The 15989-nt window shown below is 53.6% G+C and carries 16 protein-coding genes; 7 read left to right on the top strand and 9 right to left on the bottom strand.

Annotated elements, in window-relative coordinates:
* Positions 1–6: 6 nt before the first annotated feature.
* The 6 genes from RGAI101_RS06025 to RGAI101_RS06000 form a co-directional block, all read right to left on the bottom strand.
* Positions 7–888 (bottom strand): MBL fold metallo-hydrolase, encoded by an 882-nt coding sequence (locus RGAI101_RS06025; RefSeq protein ID WP_008229244.1) that lies wholly within the window; start codon positions 886–888, stop codon positions 7–9.
* Between the two features lie 18 nt (positions 889–906).
* A complete protein-coding gene (locus RGAI101_RS06020) occupies positions 907–1344 on the bottom strand; it encodes a DUF6691 family protein (RefSeq protein ID WP_037227538.1) in 438 nt (145 codons plus the stop codon).
* 143 nt (positions 1345–1487) lie between these two features.
* Complete coding sequence (locus RGAI101_RS06015; RefSeq protein ID WP_008228194.1) at positions 1488–1781, bottom strand: YeeE/YedE family protein; 294 nt, start codon at positions 1779–1781, stop codon at positions 1488–1490.
* A complete protein-coding gene (locus tag RGAI101_RS06010; protein ID WP_037227536.1) occupies positions 1778–1990 on the bottom strand; it encodes a YgaP family membrane protein in 213 nt (70 codons plus the stop codon). Before RGAI101_RS06010 ends, RGAI101_RS06015 begins: the two co-directional genes overlap by 4 nt.
* A gap of 86 nt (positions 1991–2076) precedes the next feature.
* The gene (locus RGAI101_RS06005) at positions 2077–2748 is read right to left on the bottom strand and encodes a Crp/Fnr family transcriptional regulator (RefSeq protein ID WP_037227533.1); all 672 of its coding nucleotides are present in this window, start codon (positions 2746–2748) and stop codon (positions 2077–2079) included.
* Positions 2745–3209, bottom strand: a complete 465-nt coding sequence (locus tag RGAI101_RS06000; RefSeq protein ID WP_037227531.1) for an RrF2 family transcriptional regulator — start codon at positions 3207–3209, stop codon at positions 2745–2747. The genes RGAI101_RS06005 and RGAI101_RS06000 overlap by 4 nt, the downstream gene beginning before the upstream one ends.
* A gap of 109 nt (positions 3210–3318) precedes the next feature.
* Here RGAI101_RS06000 and RGAI101_RS05995 point away from each other — a divergent pair, with 109 nt between their 5' ends.
* The 6 genes from RGAI101_RS05995 to RGAI101_RS05975 all read left to right on the top strand — a co-directional run bounded on the left by RGAI101_RS05995 (position 3319) and on the right by RGAI101_RS05975 (position 7537).
* Positions 3319–3945 (top strand): peroxiredoxin, encoded by a 627-nt coding sequence (locus RGAI101_RS05995; protein ID WP_037227530.1) that lies wholly within the window; start codon positions 3319–3321, stop codon positions 3943–3945.
* Positions 3946–3974: 29 nt separating this feature from the next.
* The gene (locus RGAI101_RS05990; protein ID WP_008228370.1) at positions 3975–4412 is read left to right on the top strand and encodes a calcium-binding protein; all 438 of its coding nucleotides are present in this window, start codon (positions 3975–3977) and stop codon (positions 4410–4412) included.
* A gap of 61 nt (positions 4413–4473) precedes the next feature.
* Complete coding sequence (locus RGAI101_RS05985; RefSeq protein WP_008228069.1) at positions 4474–5883, top strand: cytochrome ubiquinol oxidase subunit I; 1410 nt, start codon at positions 4474–4476, stop codon at positions 5881–5883.
* Between the two features lie 11 nt (positions 5884–5894).
* Complete coding sequence (cydB, locus tag RGAI101_RS05980) at positions 5895–6896, top strand: cytochrome d ubiquinol oxidase subunit II (RefSeq protein ID WP_008227346.1); 1002 nt, start codon at positions 5895–5897, stop codon at positions 6894–6896.
* A complete protein-coding gene (locus RGAI101_RS22550) occupies positions 6896–7006 on the top strand; it encodes a DUF2474 family protein (protein WP_083792018.1) in 111 nt (36 codons plus the stop codon). Before cydB ends, RGAI101_RS22550 begins: the two co-directional genes overlap by 1 nt.
* A 231-nt stretch (positions 7007–7237) precedes the next feature.
* Positions 7238–7537 carry a hypothetical protein gene (locus tag RGAI101_RS05975; protein ID WP_368072186.1) on the top strand — a complete coding sequence of 100 codons (300 nt, stop codon included), beginning with the start codon at positions 7238–7240 and terminating at the stop codon, positions 7535–7537.
* Positions 7538–7733: 196 nt separating this feature from the next.
* Here RGAI101_RS05975 and RGAI101_RS05970 read toward each other — a convergent pair whose 3' ends face one another.
* Together RGAI101_RS05970 and RGAI101_RS05965 are read right to left on the bottom strand one after the other, a co-directional pair.
* Positions 7734–9338, bottom strand: a complete 1605-nt coding sequence (locus tag RGAI101_RS05970) for a sensor histidine kinase (RefSeq protein WP_050763183.1) — start codon at positions 9336–9338, stop codon at positions 7734–7736.
* 418 nt (positions 9339–9756) lie between these two features.
* Complete coding sequence (locus RGAI101_RS05965) at positions 9757–10827, bottom strand: flavin monoamine oxidase family protein (protein WP_008226650.1); 1071 nt, start codon at positions 10825–10827, stop codon at positions 9757–9759.
* Between the two features lie 425 nt (positions 10828–11252).
* Between RGAI101_RS05965 and RGAI101_RS21210 the strand changes: the two genes are divergently transcribed.
* Positions 11253–13589, top strand: coding sequence for a PAS domain S-box protein (locus RGAI101_RS21210; protein ID WP_157044644.1), 2337 nt, complete (start codon positions 11253–11255; stop codon positions 13587–13589).
* Between the two features lie 275 nt (positions 13590–13864).
* On the opposite strand, the gene RGAI101_RS05955 is transcribed toward RGAI101_RS21210, so the two are convergent.
* The gene (locus tag RGAI101_RS05955; RefSeq protein WP_008226042.1) at positions 13865–15568 is read right to left on the bottom strand and encodes a site-specific integrase; all 1704 of its coding nucleotides are present in this window, start codon (positions 15566–15568) and stop codon (positions 13865–13867) included.
* Positions 15569–15989 lie beyond the last annotated feature (421 nt).

The raw sequence follows: 15989 nt of genomic DNA, 5'->3' as shown, positions 1-15989 counted from the left end.
GATGTGTTAAAGCCCGTTAATCGGTACTTTCAGCATTGGGTTGCCGTCTTTGTCGGTGGGAACATCTCCGGCACGCATGTTCACCTGCAAAGACGGAATGATCAATTTAGGCATGGCAAGCTGCGTGTCACGTTCGGAGCGGAACTTGATGAAGTCTTCGCGAGTTTTGTCGCCCCCGACATGGATGTTGTTGGCCTTTTGCTCAGCCACCGTGGTTTCCCACTTTATCGCACGACCGTTCGGGCCGTAGTCGTGGCACATAAACAGCCGCATCTCGTCAGGCAGGGACAGCACTTTCATGATGCTGTTGTATAATTCGCTGGCGCTGCCACCCGGAAAATCGCAACGAGCCGACCCACCGTCAGGCATGAACAAAGTGTCGCCAGCGAAGGCCGCGTCACCGATGACATGCACCATGCAAGCCGGTGTATGACCGGGCGTGTACATAGCAAATGCCTGCATCGTGCCGATCTGGTAGGTGTCGCCGTCTTTGAACAGTGCATCAAATTGGGACCCGTCGCGCTGGAACTCGGTGCCTTCGTTGAAGACTTTGCCAAAGGTTTCTTGGATGACCAGAATCTTTTCACCGACGCCGATCTTTCCGCCCAGTTTTTCCTGGATATACGGGGCAGCGCTTAAGTGATCGGCATGTACATGGGTTTCGATGATCCAATCCAGCGTCAGGCCACGGTCTTGTATTTCTGCAATCAGGGCATCGGCTGCGTCATAGGTGATCCGGCCAGCGGCATAATCGATGTCCATAATGCTATCGATAATGGCGCAATGATCGCTATTTGGGTCTTTTACGATGTAGGTGATTGTATTGGTGGGTTCGTCAAAATGGGCTGAAACATCAGGTTTGACGGACATATCGACCGGATAGGTCATGTGTTTTCCTCAAATTGATTAAGCGTGGGCTTGTGCCCGGTTAGCGATTGCCGTTTGCAGCAGTTTGTACGCGACAATCCCGCTGAGCAGAGCGGCGACAAAGATGAGAACTTCAGTTCGGAATGTACCGATAGCGGGCGGCACACCGCCTGGACGAAAACCGGCGATCCCCCAGCCCACACCAAAGACAGCAGAACCACCGATCAAATGCAGATCGAGATCGCGGCGCGTCGGTAGTTGTAAGCCTGTGGACAGATATGGGGCAGGACGCTTCAGGACGTAGCGATAGCCGATGAAGGTAACGATCAAAGCACACCCCATGATGAAGCCAAGGCTCGGATCCCACGTCCCAGCGACATCGAAGAAATTTAGGACTTTGGCAGGGTTTGCCATGCCCGAGATGGAGATCCCGACACCGAAGATGAGGCCGATAGGGTATGAGATAAGGATGCGCATTGCTTATGCCCCTAATACGTAGCGGACCACAAATACTGTGACGCCGGTTGTCAGCATGAAGGTGAGCGTTGCCGCAATGGAGCGTGGTGACAATCTGACCATTCCGCAGACGCCGCGGCCGGACGTGCAGCCCGACCCAAAGGTCACGCCGATGCCCACAATAAAGCCGCCGATGACGGCATCGTCTTAGAAGCAGGCACCTGCACTGCCGGAAACTGTCCGGCGATGAGAAGAACCGCAATCGGGCCAGTGATCATGCCGACCATGACGGCGGCACGCCATGACCAATCGCAGAAATTCGCTGGTTGCATCAACCCGGCAAGAATACCCTTGGCCCCCATGACCCGGCAAAGGGTTGCCATAAGGAGAACGGAAGCAAGACCGATCAAGCTACCGCCGCCAAGCGATTGAAAGGGTGTGAAGACGGTCTCGATCATATCTTACAGGTCCGGATGCCGAAGACTCGATACAAGGGGCAGAATTTCATTACAGAGGTCCCGACCATCACAATGCCCGCGACAACAGAGATTATAATTGCTGTGCTAGACTCAAACATCGCCAGACCGCTCACAAACGGCGCGGCCAGAAAGATGATGCCAAGCAAGAGGCGGAAAACCCGGTCGATTGTGCCAAGATTCGTCGTCATTTCGCTGTCTCCTATAAAAGATATATTTGATATAGTCCTTATGGCTTCAGACTTTGGTGACATTGTCACCAAGTCAGAAAAGTCAGCTACGAATTATGGTCAGCCAGTTTTTGGAGCTGCAAGCGATCAAGCAGGTTCAAGCTCCCGCGGCCTTGCTCAATCCAGCCGCGACGCTGGAACTCCTGAAGCTGTCGGGAAACGACTTCGCGGGCTGTGCCCAACTCCACCGACAGCTTTTGGTGCGTTGTTGCGACTTTTTCCTGTCCATTCGAAAGATCGAGCAGCTTGTCTGCTAGTCGGACGTCTAGCCGCTGGAAGGCCACTTCATCAATCATCAGAAATAGGTCCGTGATCCGCTTGGAAAATGCGGCAAAGACGAAGTCGCGAAACAACTTTGACTGAGCGACAAGATCATCGAATACATCGCGGGGCACCGTTGCGGCTTGGACGGCTGTTTCCGAAATGCCTTCTGCTGAATAGTTCTCGTAAGCTAGGAGACAGGCGGTCGTCAAAACACAGCTCTGGCCCGCCTGGATACGATAGAGCACGATTTCGTGTCCTGTATCAGATACTTGTTGTACCCTGACCGTCCCGTCCAAAAGGAATAGCATGTTTTCGGGTGAATTTCCGGGGCCGAAGATTGTCGTCCCTTTAGGAACCTCGATGATGGCACTCCGGGAGAGTAGAAGCTGCTTTATTGGTGTTTCCAGACGTGAAAGCCCTGGAAAGCGCTCCACCCATTCTTGCACATCATTCACCGGCCCATGGTCTCCGTCCTTGGCATTTCCAGCGGTGCAATCCGGTCCATCAGTTGGCCGCGGTTTGCCGCGATATGCGCTATCGTCAGATCGTCTAAAACAGACATGAAGGCCGCCGTGGCTTCCTGCATCTTCTTCGACAGAATACATATCCCCATCAGCGGACAGGTATTTTTCTCGGGGTTAAAACACTCAACGACGTCGAGAGGGCCCTCAGTAAGCCGTATAACGTCGCCGACAATGATTTCTTCTGGCGGACGGGCAAGACGAAAGCCACCCCCGCGCCCTCGAACGGTCTCGAGGTAGCCGGCCCGTCCCAGCTCATGCACGATCTTCATGATGTGGGGGCGTGAGAGGTTATGGATTTTAGCCACATCATCAACGCGAACAAGGTCAGGGGATTTCAGCGCTGCAAGCTGCAGAGAGCGCAAGGCATAGTTGGTGTAACTGGTCAGTTTCATGGTGCATCCTGTTGTCGCACTCAAAAGATACATTCAAAGTATTGCTTTTGTAAATAGCTTAGGCTACCTACGCTATGGAAACCACTATTTGAAATATAGGATATACATTATGAGCCTCAGAATCGGTGATACAGCCCCAGACTTCTCCGCAGATACAACGACTGGACCCATCCGGTTTCACGATTGGATTGGTAACGACTGGGCGTTCTTCTTTAGCCACCCAGCAGATTTTACACCCGTGTGCACGACTGAAATGGGTCGCACGGCGCAGTTGGCAGAGCAGTTTGCGTCGCGTGGCGTTAAGCCCATCGGGCTATCCACAGACACCGTGGCCGAGCACGTGAAGTGGATCGACGACGTCAACGATACGCAAAACACAACATTGCGTTTCCCGATCGTCGCTGACGCAGACCTGACGATCGCCAAACTTTATGACATGATCCACCCCAGCGAGAGCGAGACTGCCGCCGTGCGGTCCGTCTTCATCATCGACCCCGACAAGAAAATCCGCCTGACCATGACCTATCCAATGAGCGTCGGGCGCAACTTTGACGAAATCCTGCGCGTGATCGACGCGCTGCAGACAGGTGACAAATTCAAGATCGCAACGCCTGCCGACTGGGTTCCCGGTCAACAGGTCATCATCCCGCCATCGGTCACAGACGCAGATGCGATGAAAGCTTTCCCGCAGGGTTTTGAGACCATCCGCCCCTACCTGCGCACCGTGAAATTGTAAGTCAAACCTCTTAGAAATTGGAAAATAACATGACCAAACTTACCATGCTAGCAACACTTGCCCTTCTGATGCCACTTGCCGTCTCTGCACAGGGCACTCCGGGGTCTCATTTCATCGAGAATTGGGATCTGGATGCAAACGGGTCTGTCTCGCTCGAAGAGATCACTGAACGCCGTGGCGATGTGTTTGTCATGTTCGACCAGGATGAAAATGGCAGGCTGGATGCGGCAGAGTATGTGCTGTTCAATGAAACACGCGCCGCTGACATGGAAAATAACGCAGGTGGTCACGGTGCTGGTGGGGGCCGCATGCAGGAAGGTCTGACCCTTGCGTTCAATGATACCAACGCGGATGGCGAAGTATCGCAGGAAGAATTCATCGCCAATTCTGCCGCTTGGGTCGCTGGGGTGGACCGCGATGGCGATGGCGCGATTAGCGCTGCTGATTTCGGTCCGCAAGGCAACTGACAGTCCCTAACGGTACCCTGGAATCGTCTGGGGTGTCGAGAATTTCAATGAGGCAACAACCATGTTTGACGGTATGACCGCAGAAACACTCGCCCGAATGCAGTTTGCATTCACCGTGTCGTTTCACATCATCTTTCCGGCGTTCTCGATTGGGGTGGGCAGCTATCTGGCTGTTCTGAACGGCCTTTGGCTTCGGACGCGGGACGAGACCTATCTGACCTTGTTCAACTACTGGAAAAAGATCTTCGCCGTCGCTTTCGGCATGGGCGTCGTGTCGGGCATTGTGATGTCCTACCAGTTCGGCACGAATTGGTCGGTGTTTTCGGACAAGACCGGACCAATCCTGGGGCCATTGATGGCGTACGAAGTCCTCTCGGCGTTCTTCCTTGAGGCAGGGTTTCTCGGGATCATGTTGTTCGGGCGCGAACGGGTTGGCGACAAATTGCATATGTTTGCCACGGCGATGGTCGCCTTTGGTACGCTGATGTCTGCCACATGGATCTTGTCCGTCAACTCATGGATGCAGACACCCGCCGGTTACAGCATCAACGAATTGGGACAGTTTGTTCCCGAAGACTGGTGGCAGATCGTCTTTAACCCGTCTTTCCCATACCGGTTGGTTCACATGGTTTTGGCGGCCTATCTGACAACGGCACTTGTCGTGGGCGGTGTCGGTGGCCTGCACCTTTTGCGCAACCGCACAGATGCGCCCGCGCGTCGGATGTTCTCGATGGCGATGTGGATGCTGATCGTTGTGGCACCGCTGCAAATCCTTGCGGGTGACTTTCATGGGATCAACACGTTGGAGCACCAGCCGGCCAAGGTGATGGCAATGGAAGGGCATTACGACAGTCACCCCGATGGCGCGCCCCTGATCCTGTTTGGTATTCCGAACCCGGAAGAAAAGCGGATCGATTACGCCATCCAAATTCCGTACCTGTCGAGCCTCATACTGAAACACCATTGGGATGCACCGTTGGACGGTCTGGATACGATCCCCGATGAGGACGAACCGCCGGTCGCGATCGTGTTCTGGAGCTTTCGCGTGATGGTCGGACTCGGGTTTGCCATGCTTGGTCTTGGCGCTTGGGCGGCATGGCACCGCTATCGCGGTCACCTCTACGACTCAGCCATGTTGCACCGTGCTGCAATCGTGATGGGACCGATGGGTTTTGTCGCGGTGTTGGCTGGCTGGATCACGACCGAAGTCGGACGTCAGCCGTTCACGGTGTATGGTCTGCTGCGCACCAGCGATAGTCTTGCCCCCGTTGGCGCACCCGCCGTTGCTGCGTCTTTGCTGGCCTTCATTGCGGTCTACTTCTTCGTCTTTGGCGCAGGCACGTTTTATCTGCTGCGCATGATGAATAAAACTGCGGGCACCGTACATTTGGGCCTTAAGGACGGGCCAATCCGTACGGCCGGAATCACCCCGATCATGCAAACAGACCCTGATTCAATTCCAGGCGAATAAGGAGCCTTACCATGTTTGAACTTTCCTTTATCTGGGCTGGAATTATCGCTTTCGCAGTCTTGACCTACGTTATCCTCGACGGGTTTGACCTTGGCGTTGGTATCCTTTTTCCCCTCGCTGATGGTGAACGGGAAAAGGCGACGATGATGAACTCGATTGCGCCGATCTGGGACGGCAACGAGACGTGGTTGGTGCTTGGCGGCGGGGGGCTGTTTGCAGTGTTCCCACTGGCCTACGCTGTCATCATGCCCGCGCTCTACATGCCGATCATTTTGATGCTGCTAGCGCTGATTTTTCGAGGCGTCGCGTTTGAATACCGCTGGCGGACGGACCGGTGGAAGCCGGTTTGGGACGTCGCTTTCTTTGGTGGTTCGATCGTTGCGGCGTTCATGCAAGGGATTGCTCTGGGCGCTTTGGTTCAAGGGATCGAAGTCGCTGACAGGGCTTATGCCGGTGGCTGGTGGGATTGGCTGAGCGTGTTCTCCATTCTGACCGGATTGGCTGTCGTCGTCGGCTATGCATTGTTGGGTGCAACATGGATCATTCTAAAAACCGAAGGCAGCCTGCAACGCCAGATGCAGGGTTATGCGTGGTGGCTGGCGGCTGGGACTCTCGGATTTATCGGGATCGTCAGCATTCTAACCCCGTTTCAGGATCCGGAATACTTCAACCGCTGGCTGAACCAGCCGGGCAGTATTTTTAGCGTGTTGATGCCGAGTGCGGTTCTGGCCGCGGCTTGGGCGCTGTTCACAGGATTGAATGCAGGCAAAGATCGTCAACCATTTCTGGCTGCAATCAGCATCTTCGTACTGTGTTTCATCGGCATTGGGATCAGCTTCTATCCCAATATTGTGCCACCCAGCCTTACAATTGCGGAGGCGGCAGCACCTGACAAAAGCTTGCGCTTTGCCTTGGTCGGCACTGTCGTTCTCGTACCAATGATCCTTGCCTACACTGCCTACGCCTATTGGGTCTTTCGTGGAAAAATTGATCCGGCTGAGGGGTATCACTGATGAATACTTCAACGTTTCGCCGGATTGGTTGGTTCGTCGCGCTATGGCTTATCAGTGTACTCGCCCTCGGCATCGTTGCTTACGCGATACGCCTTGCAATCAACTCTTAAAACCCCCCGCGCGGTATCGATTTGAGATGCCGCGCCGTTTTCGGAACTAACAACGCATCAAACTAACAACGCATCTAGAGGTGAACCCAAATGCGTATTTTCAGACTTCTGACGGCCTCCGCTCTTGCACTCGGTCTTGGGACGACAGCCCAAGCAGAAGACCCGAACAAATTAATCACCATTCTAACAAGCCCGGAACCACAAACCCAGCTTATGGCAATGGTTCTGACCATGAACGCAATCAGTGCGGGGGCTGACGCAGAAGTCCTTTTATGTGGTCCAGCCGGGGACATCGCACTACGTGATGCGCCTGCTTCCGCGACTGCAGGCCAGCCACCAAGAGATGCAAGCCCGCAAGGCTTGATGAAAATGATGATGGTGCAAATGGGTCTCAAGGTGCAGGTCTGTGCGATCTATTTGCCAGGCAAGTCTGCAGACGCCTCTGTACTGATTGACGGTGTGAGCACAGCTGCACCCGATGCGATGGGGGACGCGATCGTCGCCCCCAATACATCGGTGATGAGCTTTTAAGAGCCTATTTGTTGAATTCTGCAAGAAATCGACCCAATTTCCCAATTGCAGTGACCCACCAATTGTAAGTAATACTGCATAATTTCCATGAAATTTCATGCTTTAGAGGGGTCAGCGACAAATGGAAAAGTGGGTCAATTCGACCTGTAAATCAACAGTATGACAGCTTTTTAACATCCGACCCGGAACTCATGTGTTACCAACTTCTTGATTCGGCGGAAATATGCGGAAATACCAGCATGTGGCGCGTGCCGGTTCTATCGCTCTCAATTGTCATCTGGCCATCAAGCTGTGTCGTAAAGGCTTCTGTGAGTTTTTGCCCCAATCCGGAGTCTACGCGGGCGTTGGCGTCAATTCCGGCACCGTTGTCAGAAATGGACAATTGGAGCGTTTTGTTTTCAACTTTCAGAAGAACGGACAGTTGACCACCGCCGTGTTCGCTGAATGCATACTTCAGACTGTTCGTGGCCAACTCGTTTACAATTAGCCCCAACGGAACGGCGACCCGTGTGGATAGGGGCAGTTCAACGACGTCAACCTGCAATTCTGGTGGCTTCGCTTGGCCCGATGATACGAGAAGATCCTCAACCAGAGCGGTGAGATACTGTCGCGTATTCACCTGATCGACAGCTCCGGCCCGCGAAAGCGTCTTGTAGAGACTGCCAACAGCATCTACCCGCGCTCTCATGCGCATGAAGGCTGCCCTGCAAGCCTCATCGCTGAGGTTGCGTGCCTCCAAAGCTATTATGCCGCCGATCATAGACAGGCTGTTCATGACACGGTGGTTGAGCTCTTCCAAAAGACGTTCGGCGTAATGCAGTGCGGCTGCCCGTTCGGCTTCCAAGCGGCGACGTTCTGTGATGTCCTGCATGGCCAGCAACAGCGTATGGGTGTGGTTGCCCTCACGATGGATTTTGCGCGCATTCAGAAGGATGCTTCGCTCACCAATCTTGGAAAAGACGTGCTTGACCTCAAAGTCTTCGACGGTCGTATTTCGTGGGACGACTTCCGTGAGCAATTCAAGAAGAGCAGGTATGGCCCACTGTCCGTTGCCCAAATCGTCCAGTCTGCGACCCACGGTTTCAGCAGGGTCTACATGAAACGTAGAATAAAACGCACGACTGGCACTGATAATTTCGAGCCGATCATCAAGAACTAGGAGAGGTTCGCGGACGGTATCGACGATACCCTTGGACAACAGCTGCTCACGCTCAAGAGCTGCGGCCGCGTCGCTCTCGGCCGTCACATCATCTATGGCCAACAGAATACGCCGTGACCCATTCCCAGGACGGATCGTCTTGCGCGCGTTAAGCCGCATGACGCGACGACCTATGTGTTGGAAAACGTGATCGACCTCCACATCTTCAACTTTTTGACCATGGTCAAGAATGCGCTCCAGTTCGCCGATCAACGTCGAAATATTCCACTGCCCGTTCCCAAGCGACGATAAGGTTGCTCCGATCGTCTCATCACGGTCGACCTCGAAGGTGGCGAAGAACTGATCGTTAGCGTATTCGACCACCAAGTCCTCAGTGAGAACCAAAAGGCTCTCTCTTAGGCTCGCGACAATTTCTGCAGGATCGATTTTGCGTAGCATGTCAACGTCGATGGTATTCGCTCCCGAAAAGCGGAACTCGTCTATGTACCGCAACAATAGACAAAGTGTATCAAAGACAATCTCAATAGTTAACAAAAAAACTGTTCTCTCTCGCACGGCGTTTTTTTGAATGCGGACGTTCAAGGCTCCGCAGAAGGTCGGTAATTTGGGCTCAAACCGGACTTGCGGCGGTGCGGCACGCAAATCTTGACCTTGCATGCTTCGGCGCGACCAACCTGATGGCCGGTCCCAGCCCAGATCGGACCCATGTCTTGTGACTCTCCCGCCGAGGGAGAACATGCAGGTCGGGCGGAAACCGGACCTTAGCTGCGTCTGCGAAGGTTCTTTGCCAGAATTGCATAAGCGGCCATTCAAGGCGTAGCAGACCGAAGCCCCATGCTGCGCTGCGCACCAAGGTCGGCCGTGTGCAGATTTGCGACCTTTGCAGTGTCGAGGCCGCAGGGCCTCGCTGGATGGCAAGGACGGCCCAGACCGGACCTTGCTGCAATTCGCGGCTAAAGGCAGCAATGAGCCCAAGACAACCGATTGCAGACATGGCTTCATGAAGGCGGTAGTCGACAAAGGAAAGCGGCCTCGCGAATCCTCTTACACAAGCTTGACCTCATAGATCGGTCCCAAGCAACTCCAAGGCTGCCTTCTCTCCAATCGCAAAGGCACCTTCGATTAGACCGGGGCTACGCTCTGACGCTTCGGACACAGCGAACCGAACGCGACCATCAAGAAGCGGTTGCCTCAAGTTGGCTGGACCGATGTAAGGATGAGTTGCGGGTTGCAAGGTATCCAGCTCGTTTACGATGCGAGGGTTCATTGCCCAGTCTTGGATCGCCAGATCAAGGGGGCGCGCTGCAGTTTTTCCAAAGCAATCTGAAAGCTGTTCCAAGATTGCCAACCTGAGACGCTCCGGCTCCGCTCTTCTTTGTTCCGGAGACCAGCTCACAAAGCCGAACAGCGCTGCAGGCGCGTTGTCCACACCCGTGTGGTCATGGACTTCAGCAAGTGGTCCGATCCGACTAACGATCCTGCCGGACAGTCCGTCGTCTCGCCAGAAAGGCTTGTTATAGATTGCGACGGCCTTGGCTTGGGTGCTCATCCACGTTGGCATCCCACGCATGGTCTCAATCAAGGCGGATGACGCCCAGGGAAGATGCATAGTTTTGGCTGCAACACGTAGTGGAACCGAGATAATCACCTTTTGTGCCGTGATGATCTCGCCTGAACCAAGATGGACGGCCATGTGATCTGGCCCGTCTTCAGACACTTCAGTAACCGGAGCTGACCTTCGGATATTGATCTGGCCAACACGGTTGGTCAGGGTGTCGATTAAGGTCGATGGTCCACCTGCAATGCGGACCATACCATCTTGGCCGGGCAAAGGTTGGCGCAGCGGTGTAGGCCCATAACCGACGACGACAGCATCACCTTCGTTAAATTGCTCAAAGGTTGTCGCACCAAGAATGTCAAGCCAACGCGCAACCACAGGTTGGTGGTTTGGCCAAACCCAGGTAGGGCCGAGATCGGCAACTGCATGATCACTGGTCGGATCTCGTAGTGCGCGAATACGGCCTCCAATCTGTGCATCCGCTTCGAGCAGTTGCACACTGGCACCTGCCTCGCGCAACACCGCTGCAGCTGTTAGTCCAGACAGTCCTGCGCCTATAACGACCACGTCCATGATTTCACCTCGACGTTAGTAGCCGAAGCGCAAAACAGCTCCAACGACGTTGAAATGCAACATTTGAGCAGTCTTTGCAAACACCCGAATAGATGGGGCCAATAGCGGAGCCAGTTTGAGCCGCCCTTCGGGATGGCAAATGCCATCCAACGAGCACTCGAAGCTGCCTACAGACAACGGCAGCTTTGTCCGTACAGCGGACCTCTCTGCAGACCGCAGCGATCGACCCCTCTCCGCCCTTTGTGGAGGATGTCAGTCCCGGCTCGAATCCGACATGAGAATTAGAAGTTAGCAAATTCCCTAAAGAAGACATTGGTCAATCTTGCAGAATTCCACTTGAATTAGTCATCCTACGCTTGTACTTTCTCTCCAGACTCGGGTAGCTTTTTCTGCTGTTACGTGGGGGCGCGACACATGGAATTACTGTGTGGAAATACGAGTGTTCGGGTGTGACTCGAAATCCTCGAATTGAAAGTATTGAAAAAGCCGAGCGTCTTATTGAAGAGATGCGTCTCAATGAGAAACGCTTGCGCGATTTCGCTGAAGCGGGATCGGATTGGCTCTTTGAGTTCGACAGAGAATTAAGGTTCTCGTTCGTCTCAGGTCAGTTACGGCAGGTGATTGGCATCGCACCGGAATATCTGCTCGGTAGGTCATTTGACGATTTCACCAAACGCAATCGGCTTGCGTCAGAAGCCCACCTTTTTAGAGAAAATAAGGCCAAAATGATGGCCCATGAAAACTGGAAGGATTTCACGTTTACGTTTGTCAGAGATGATGGCGAGCACCGCAAGGTTAGAACCAGCGGCAAAGCGTTTAATGACGAGAACGGAGAATTTGCAGGCTATCGTGGCAATGGGCGCGACATCACCGATCAGGTGAACATGGAAAGCCGTCTTAAATCACTCATTCAGATTGTTGAGACTTCGCTTAATGAAATCTATATGTTTGAAGCCGATACGCTGAAGTTCATTCATGTGAATTTTGGTTCCCGAAAAAACATGGGTTATTCCTACGCGGAATTTCTCGAACTGACACCCATCGATATCAAGCCGGATATGACGCTCGACGCCTTCAACAGAATTGTCGAGCCGTTGAGAAACGGCATTGAGCAACGTCTGATATTCGAAACCGTACACCAACGGAAAGACGGTTCCACCTATCCTGTCGAAGTCCATTTGCAGCTTGTTCACTCGGGTGAAGGCTTAGCTTTCGTTGCTGTCATCCAAGACATCACTGTACTCCATAACCAAACGGAAGCGCTAAGCCTGCGCGACCTTGCAATTGCCGAGGTAGATACCGGCATCCTGATTACCGATGCCAGAGAGGACGACAATCCGATCGTCTATGCCAACAAAGCCATGGAGCAGATGACAGGCTATACAATGCAAGAAATGCTGGGCCAGAACCCGCGTTTTTTGCAAGGTGATGATCGTGACCAACCAGGCCTTGAGCGTATCCGATCTGCCATTCGTAATTCAGTCCCAGCCCGCGAAACACTAAGAAATTATCGCAAAGACGGTTCGCAGCTGACAGTTGAGGTTAGTATCTCGCCTGTTAGAGATGAGAAAGGCAATGTGTCTCACTTTATCGGTGCGCAATCTGATGTGACCGATAAACTTCACACTGAAGAACGACTTCGCCAGTCTCAGAAAATGGAAGCCATCGGTCAGCTCACAGGCGGGATTGCGCATGATTTCAACAATCTACTGACAGTTATATTGGGGAACTGCGAGTTACTTTTTGATCGCGTTCGAGGTGATAAATATGCAGAAAACCTTCTAACCGAAGCAATAGGAGCAACGGAAACCGGTGCAAGCCTGACGAAACAGCTTTTGTCATTTGCGCGCCAGTCGCCGCTTCAACCAAAGGTACTAAACCTGAACAATCTGGTTGAAGACTTGTCCGACATGTTGATCCGCTCACTCGGGGAAACTATAGAAATAACCAAGAAACTGGCGTCTGATTTGGGAAATACGCTTGCAGACCCCAGTCAAACTAAGAGCGCACTGCTCAATCTGGTGATCAATGCCCGAGACGCGATGCCAGAAGGAGGCCGTCTGACCATCGAGACCAAAAATATGGTATTTGCTGAGGCGGAGGCCACCCGAAGCTATGGCATCGAGCCCGGAAAATACGTACGCTTGACGGTTTCGGATAACGGTGTGGGGATGCCTGCCAACATAAAATCAAGAGTTATGGAGCCGTTTTTTACGACCAAAGTGCAAGACAAAGGCACTGGCCTGGGGCTGAGCATGGTTCACGGATTTGCAAAGCAATCTGGTGGACACCTCGATATTTGCAGCGAACTTGGGCATGGTACTTCAGTGAATCTTTATCTGCCTATGACAGACGCAAGCGAGGACGAGTGTGCGATCACCAATGACGAAAGGAACACTGACATTGGCGGCAATCGGACGGTCCTGGTCGTCGAAGACGACGCCCGTGTCCGCAAGATAGCTGTCGCGCGATTGGAAAAACTCGCCTATCAAGTTGTGGAGGCCGAAAGCGGGCAGCAGGCTTTGGACATTCTGGCGAAAAGGAATGATATCGACGTCGTCTTTACCGATATGATCATGCCCAGCGGTATGACGGGCGCTGAACTCCTCGTTCAAGTTCAGGACCTATACCCACAAATAATGCAACTAATAACGTCGGGATATGCTGAAGACGGTGGTATCCCCAATGCCGGTACACTCTGGCTGCGGAAGCCCTATTCTCTGGCCGAAATGTCAAAGGTGTTTCGTCAGCTCTTAGCTTAGACGGCTGGCAAAAGGTTCATCTAACAGAAGGTCGGCGACAGGACGCTAAGTCCCGCTCACCGGACCTTTGGTAAATAAAATGCTGCACAATGTGTCGAACGTCTGCTTCGGGGAAGCTACAACGCAGCGCTCGGACATCTGGCCAACGGCAGGTCTGGGCCGTTCACGTCCTGAAGGACGACCATGGTTCGCAACTTTGCAGGGTCCGCTGTCTGCGCATAGCCGACCTTGGTGCGCAGCGCAGCATGGGGGCTTCCCGCCCATATTTGAGGGCGCTAGCATTTAGGCGGAATAGCAACATCGGGAATTGCCTCAATCGCCCGCGAAAGCTCAGTCGTCGGCGAACCCTTGCGATATACCTTATCGTGGATGTCCTTGCCTTCATGCCCGATGATATCGCGGACGACTTTGTCTTCAATGCCTGCGTGATCTAACTCGTTCTGCACGTAGTGCCGGAGGCTATGGAACGAAAGTTTTGTGCCTTCTGCACCCAGTTCTTGATCGATAATTTGCCGCATTCGACGGCCGACCTTGCGCCCAAAGGCATCATTCCCAGCTTCATAAAGATCGGGGAAGAGACTTTTTTGCTTCGCATTTCTTGCTTTCTGGATGTGTTCCAGAAAGCCGAGGGTTATCAAGTGGGAGTGGATAGGGATCAATCGGCGTGAAGACAGGTTCTTGATCCGGCGCAGTTCGGAATCTTCGATCGAGAAGCATGGAATACCGTCGGCATCGACAATATCCGATGGCGAAAGGCCCGCGATTTCCTCTCGGCGGGCACCGGTATAAGCGCCAATGAGCGGGCACCAATAGATCCCATTCTTGAAGATATTGCATCCCGCTTCGGTCTGGTGGCGTTCCGAGCGTGATCCGGTCCAGACGGGATTTCGAAAGATCTTACGGAGCTGCTCGACGGAGAAGGCATCGCGTTTGTCACGGGCGCGGACGGTTTCCTTGCGGCGCAGCTTGGTGGGTTTCAGGTTCGGATCGACCGGCAGATTGTCGTCGCGTGCCCATTCCGCAATCTGGTTCAGGTGGTCAAGATGCCGGTTGATTGTGCCGACCGAGAGCACGACCTTGTCGGACGGAAGCGATGCCGCCTTTGCCATGACTTCATCCCGGGCCATCGCCTGATCCTTGGGGCTTTTGCCCCAGCTTTTAGGCATCTTGGCCAGGTCAGCGCGGAAGGATTTCACATCGGGCTGGTGAATTTTGGTGATGTCATCCAGCCCTGTCAGCATTGTGAAGAGGGCAGCAAAACTCTGATACTGGCGCAGCGTCTTTTCCTCGATGCCTTCCGTGCGCTTGATCGCGTTCATACGTTCGACGACGGCTGTGAGGGCAGGGGAGGGTAGTTCAGTTGCGGTCGGCTCGTCCGGCACGATCTCGGGCTTTGGGGCCGCTTCCGGGGCTTCTCCGGCCCATGCTTTTGCCTTTGCCGATACAAAGAGGTCCTTCAGCATGGCATAATCCAGAGCCGAGTGCGTTTCTTGGCCTGTTTGCTCTTTAAGGACACGCAGCAGCGCCTGCCTGCGTGCATCGCTGCCCAGGTCCTTTCTGATCAGGTTAATATTGCTGCGCACCAAATCAGACGCATCTGCCGGAACCAAATTGTTTAGACCATCGGTTGAGACGCGCGCCCAAGCCTCCGCCATGGCCGCATCGTGGCGGGCGTCATCTGCCGGATCAAGGCTATCGACGCGGCTGAGCATGGCAAGCTGCGCGATCTTCGCCCGTTCCTGGCGAATGACCTCAGACAAAAACGCCCGACCATGCTCCGGCGTGATGCGGCTCCCGACGATATGCTCCATGATCCTGTCACTTTCTGCGCTGACTTTCCGGGCCAAGATAAGCGCATGGCGACGATCCGTCGTCCCTAGAGAGAGCTTGATATCAATGATTTCTGTGGAAAACCGTCTGGTTTTACGCCGCCATTGGTAAACATCGCCGCGTTTTGACAGGTGAGGTTGCGTGTTCATTTTCGTTCCGTTCTTTGCAAACGGATGGGACGCAACTGGCTGAGGTGGTGGAATACTGCGGTGCCGCAGTCAAATACCATTTCCCTCAAAAGATCTTATAAAACAAAAACTTATGAGGGAAATGGCTCCGACGGTAGGGATCGGAGCAATCTTCAACGTCTATGTAAGTCATTGAATATTATAGATATGACCGCAACGTAGCCGTGGATGATGCCGCAGTATGATGTAGCACTCCATAGCGTGTATCCGATGCCCACGCAACTGAGGCAAGCATGGTCGGCGGACAGCGGTCGTTCGCTGCGCCGGGCATGAAATGGCACAGTGCGGACGAAGTGATCTTTCGCTGCAGTCGCGCCAGCGTCCGCTTGCGGGAAAGCGATGTTAGTATGCACCCCGCAAACCCAGAGCTGTTGAAGGTGAC

It is taken from the genome of Roseobacter sp. GAI101, assembly GCF_000156335.1.
In the GTDB taxonomy this organism is placed as follows: Bacteria; Pseudomonadota; Alphaproteobacteria; order Rhodobacterales; family Rhodobacteraceae; genus Sulfitobacter.
This window is presented reverse-complemented; position numbering and strand designations above follow the sequence as displayed.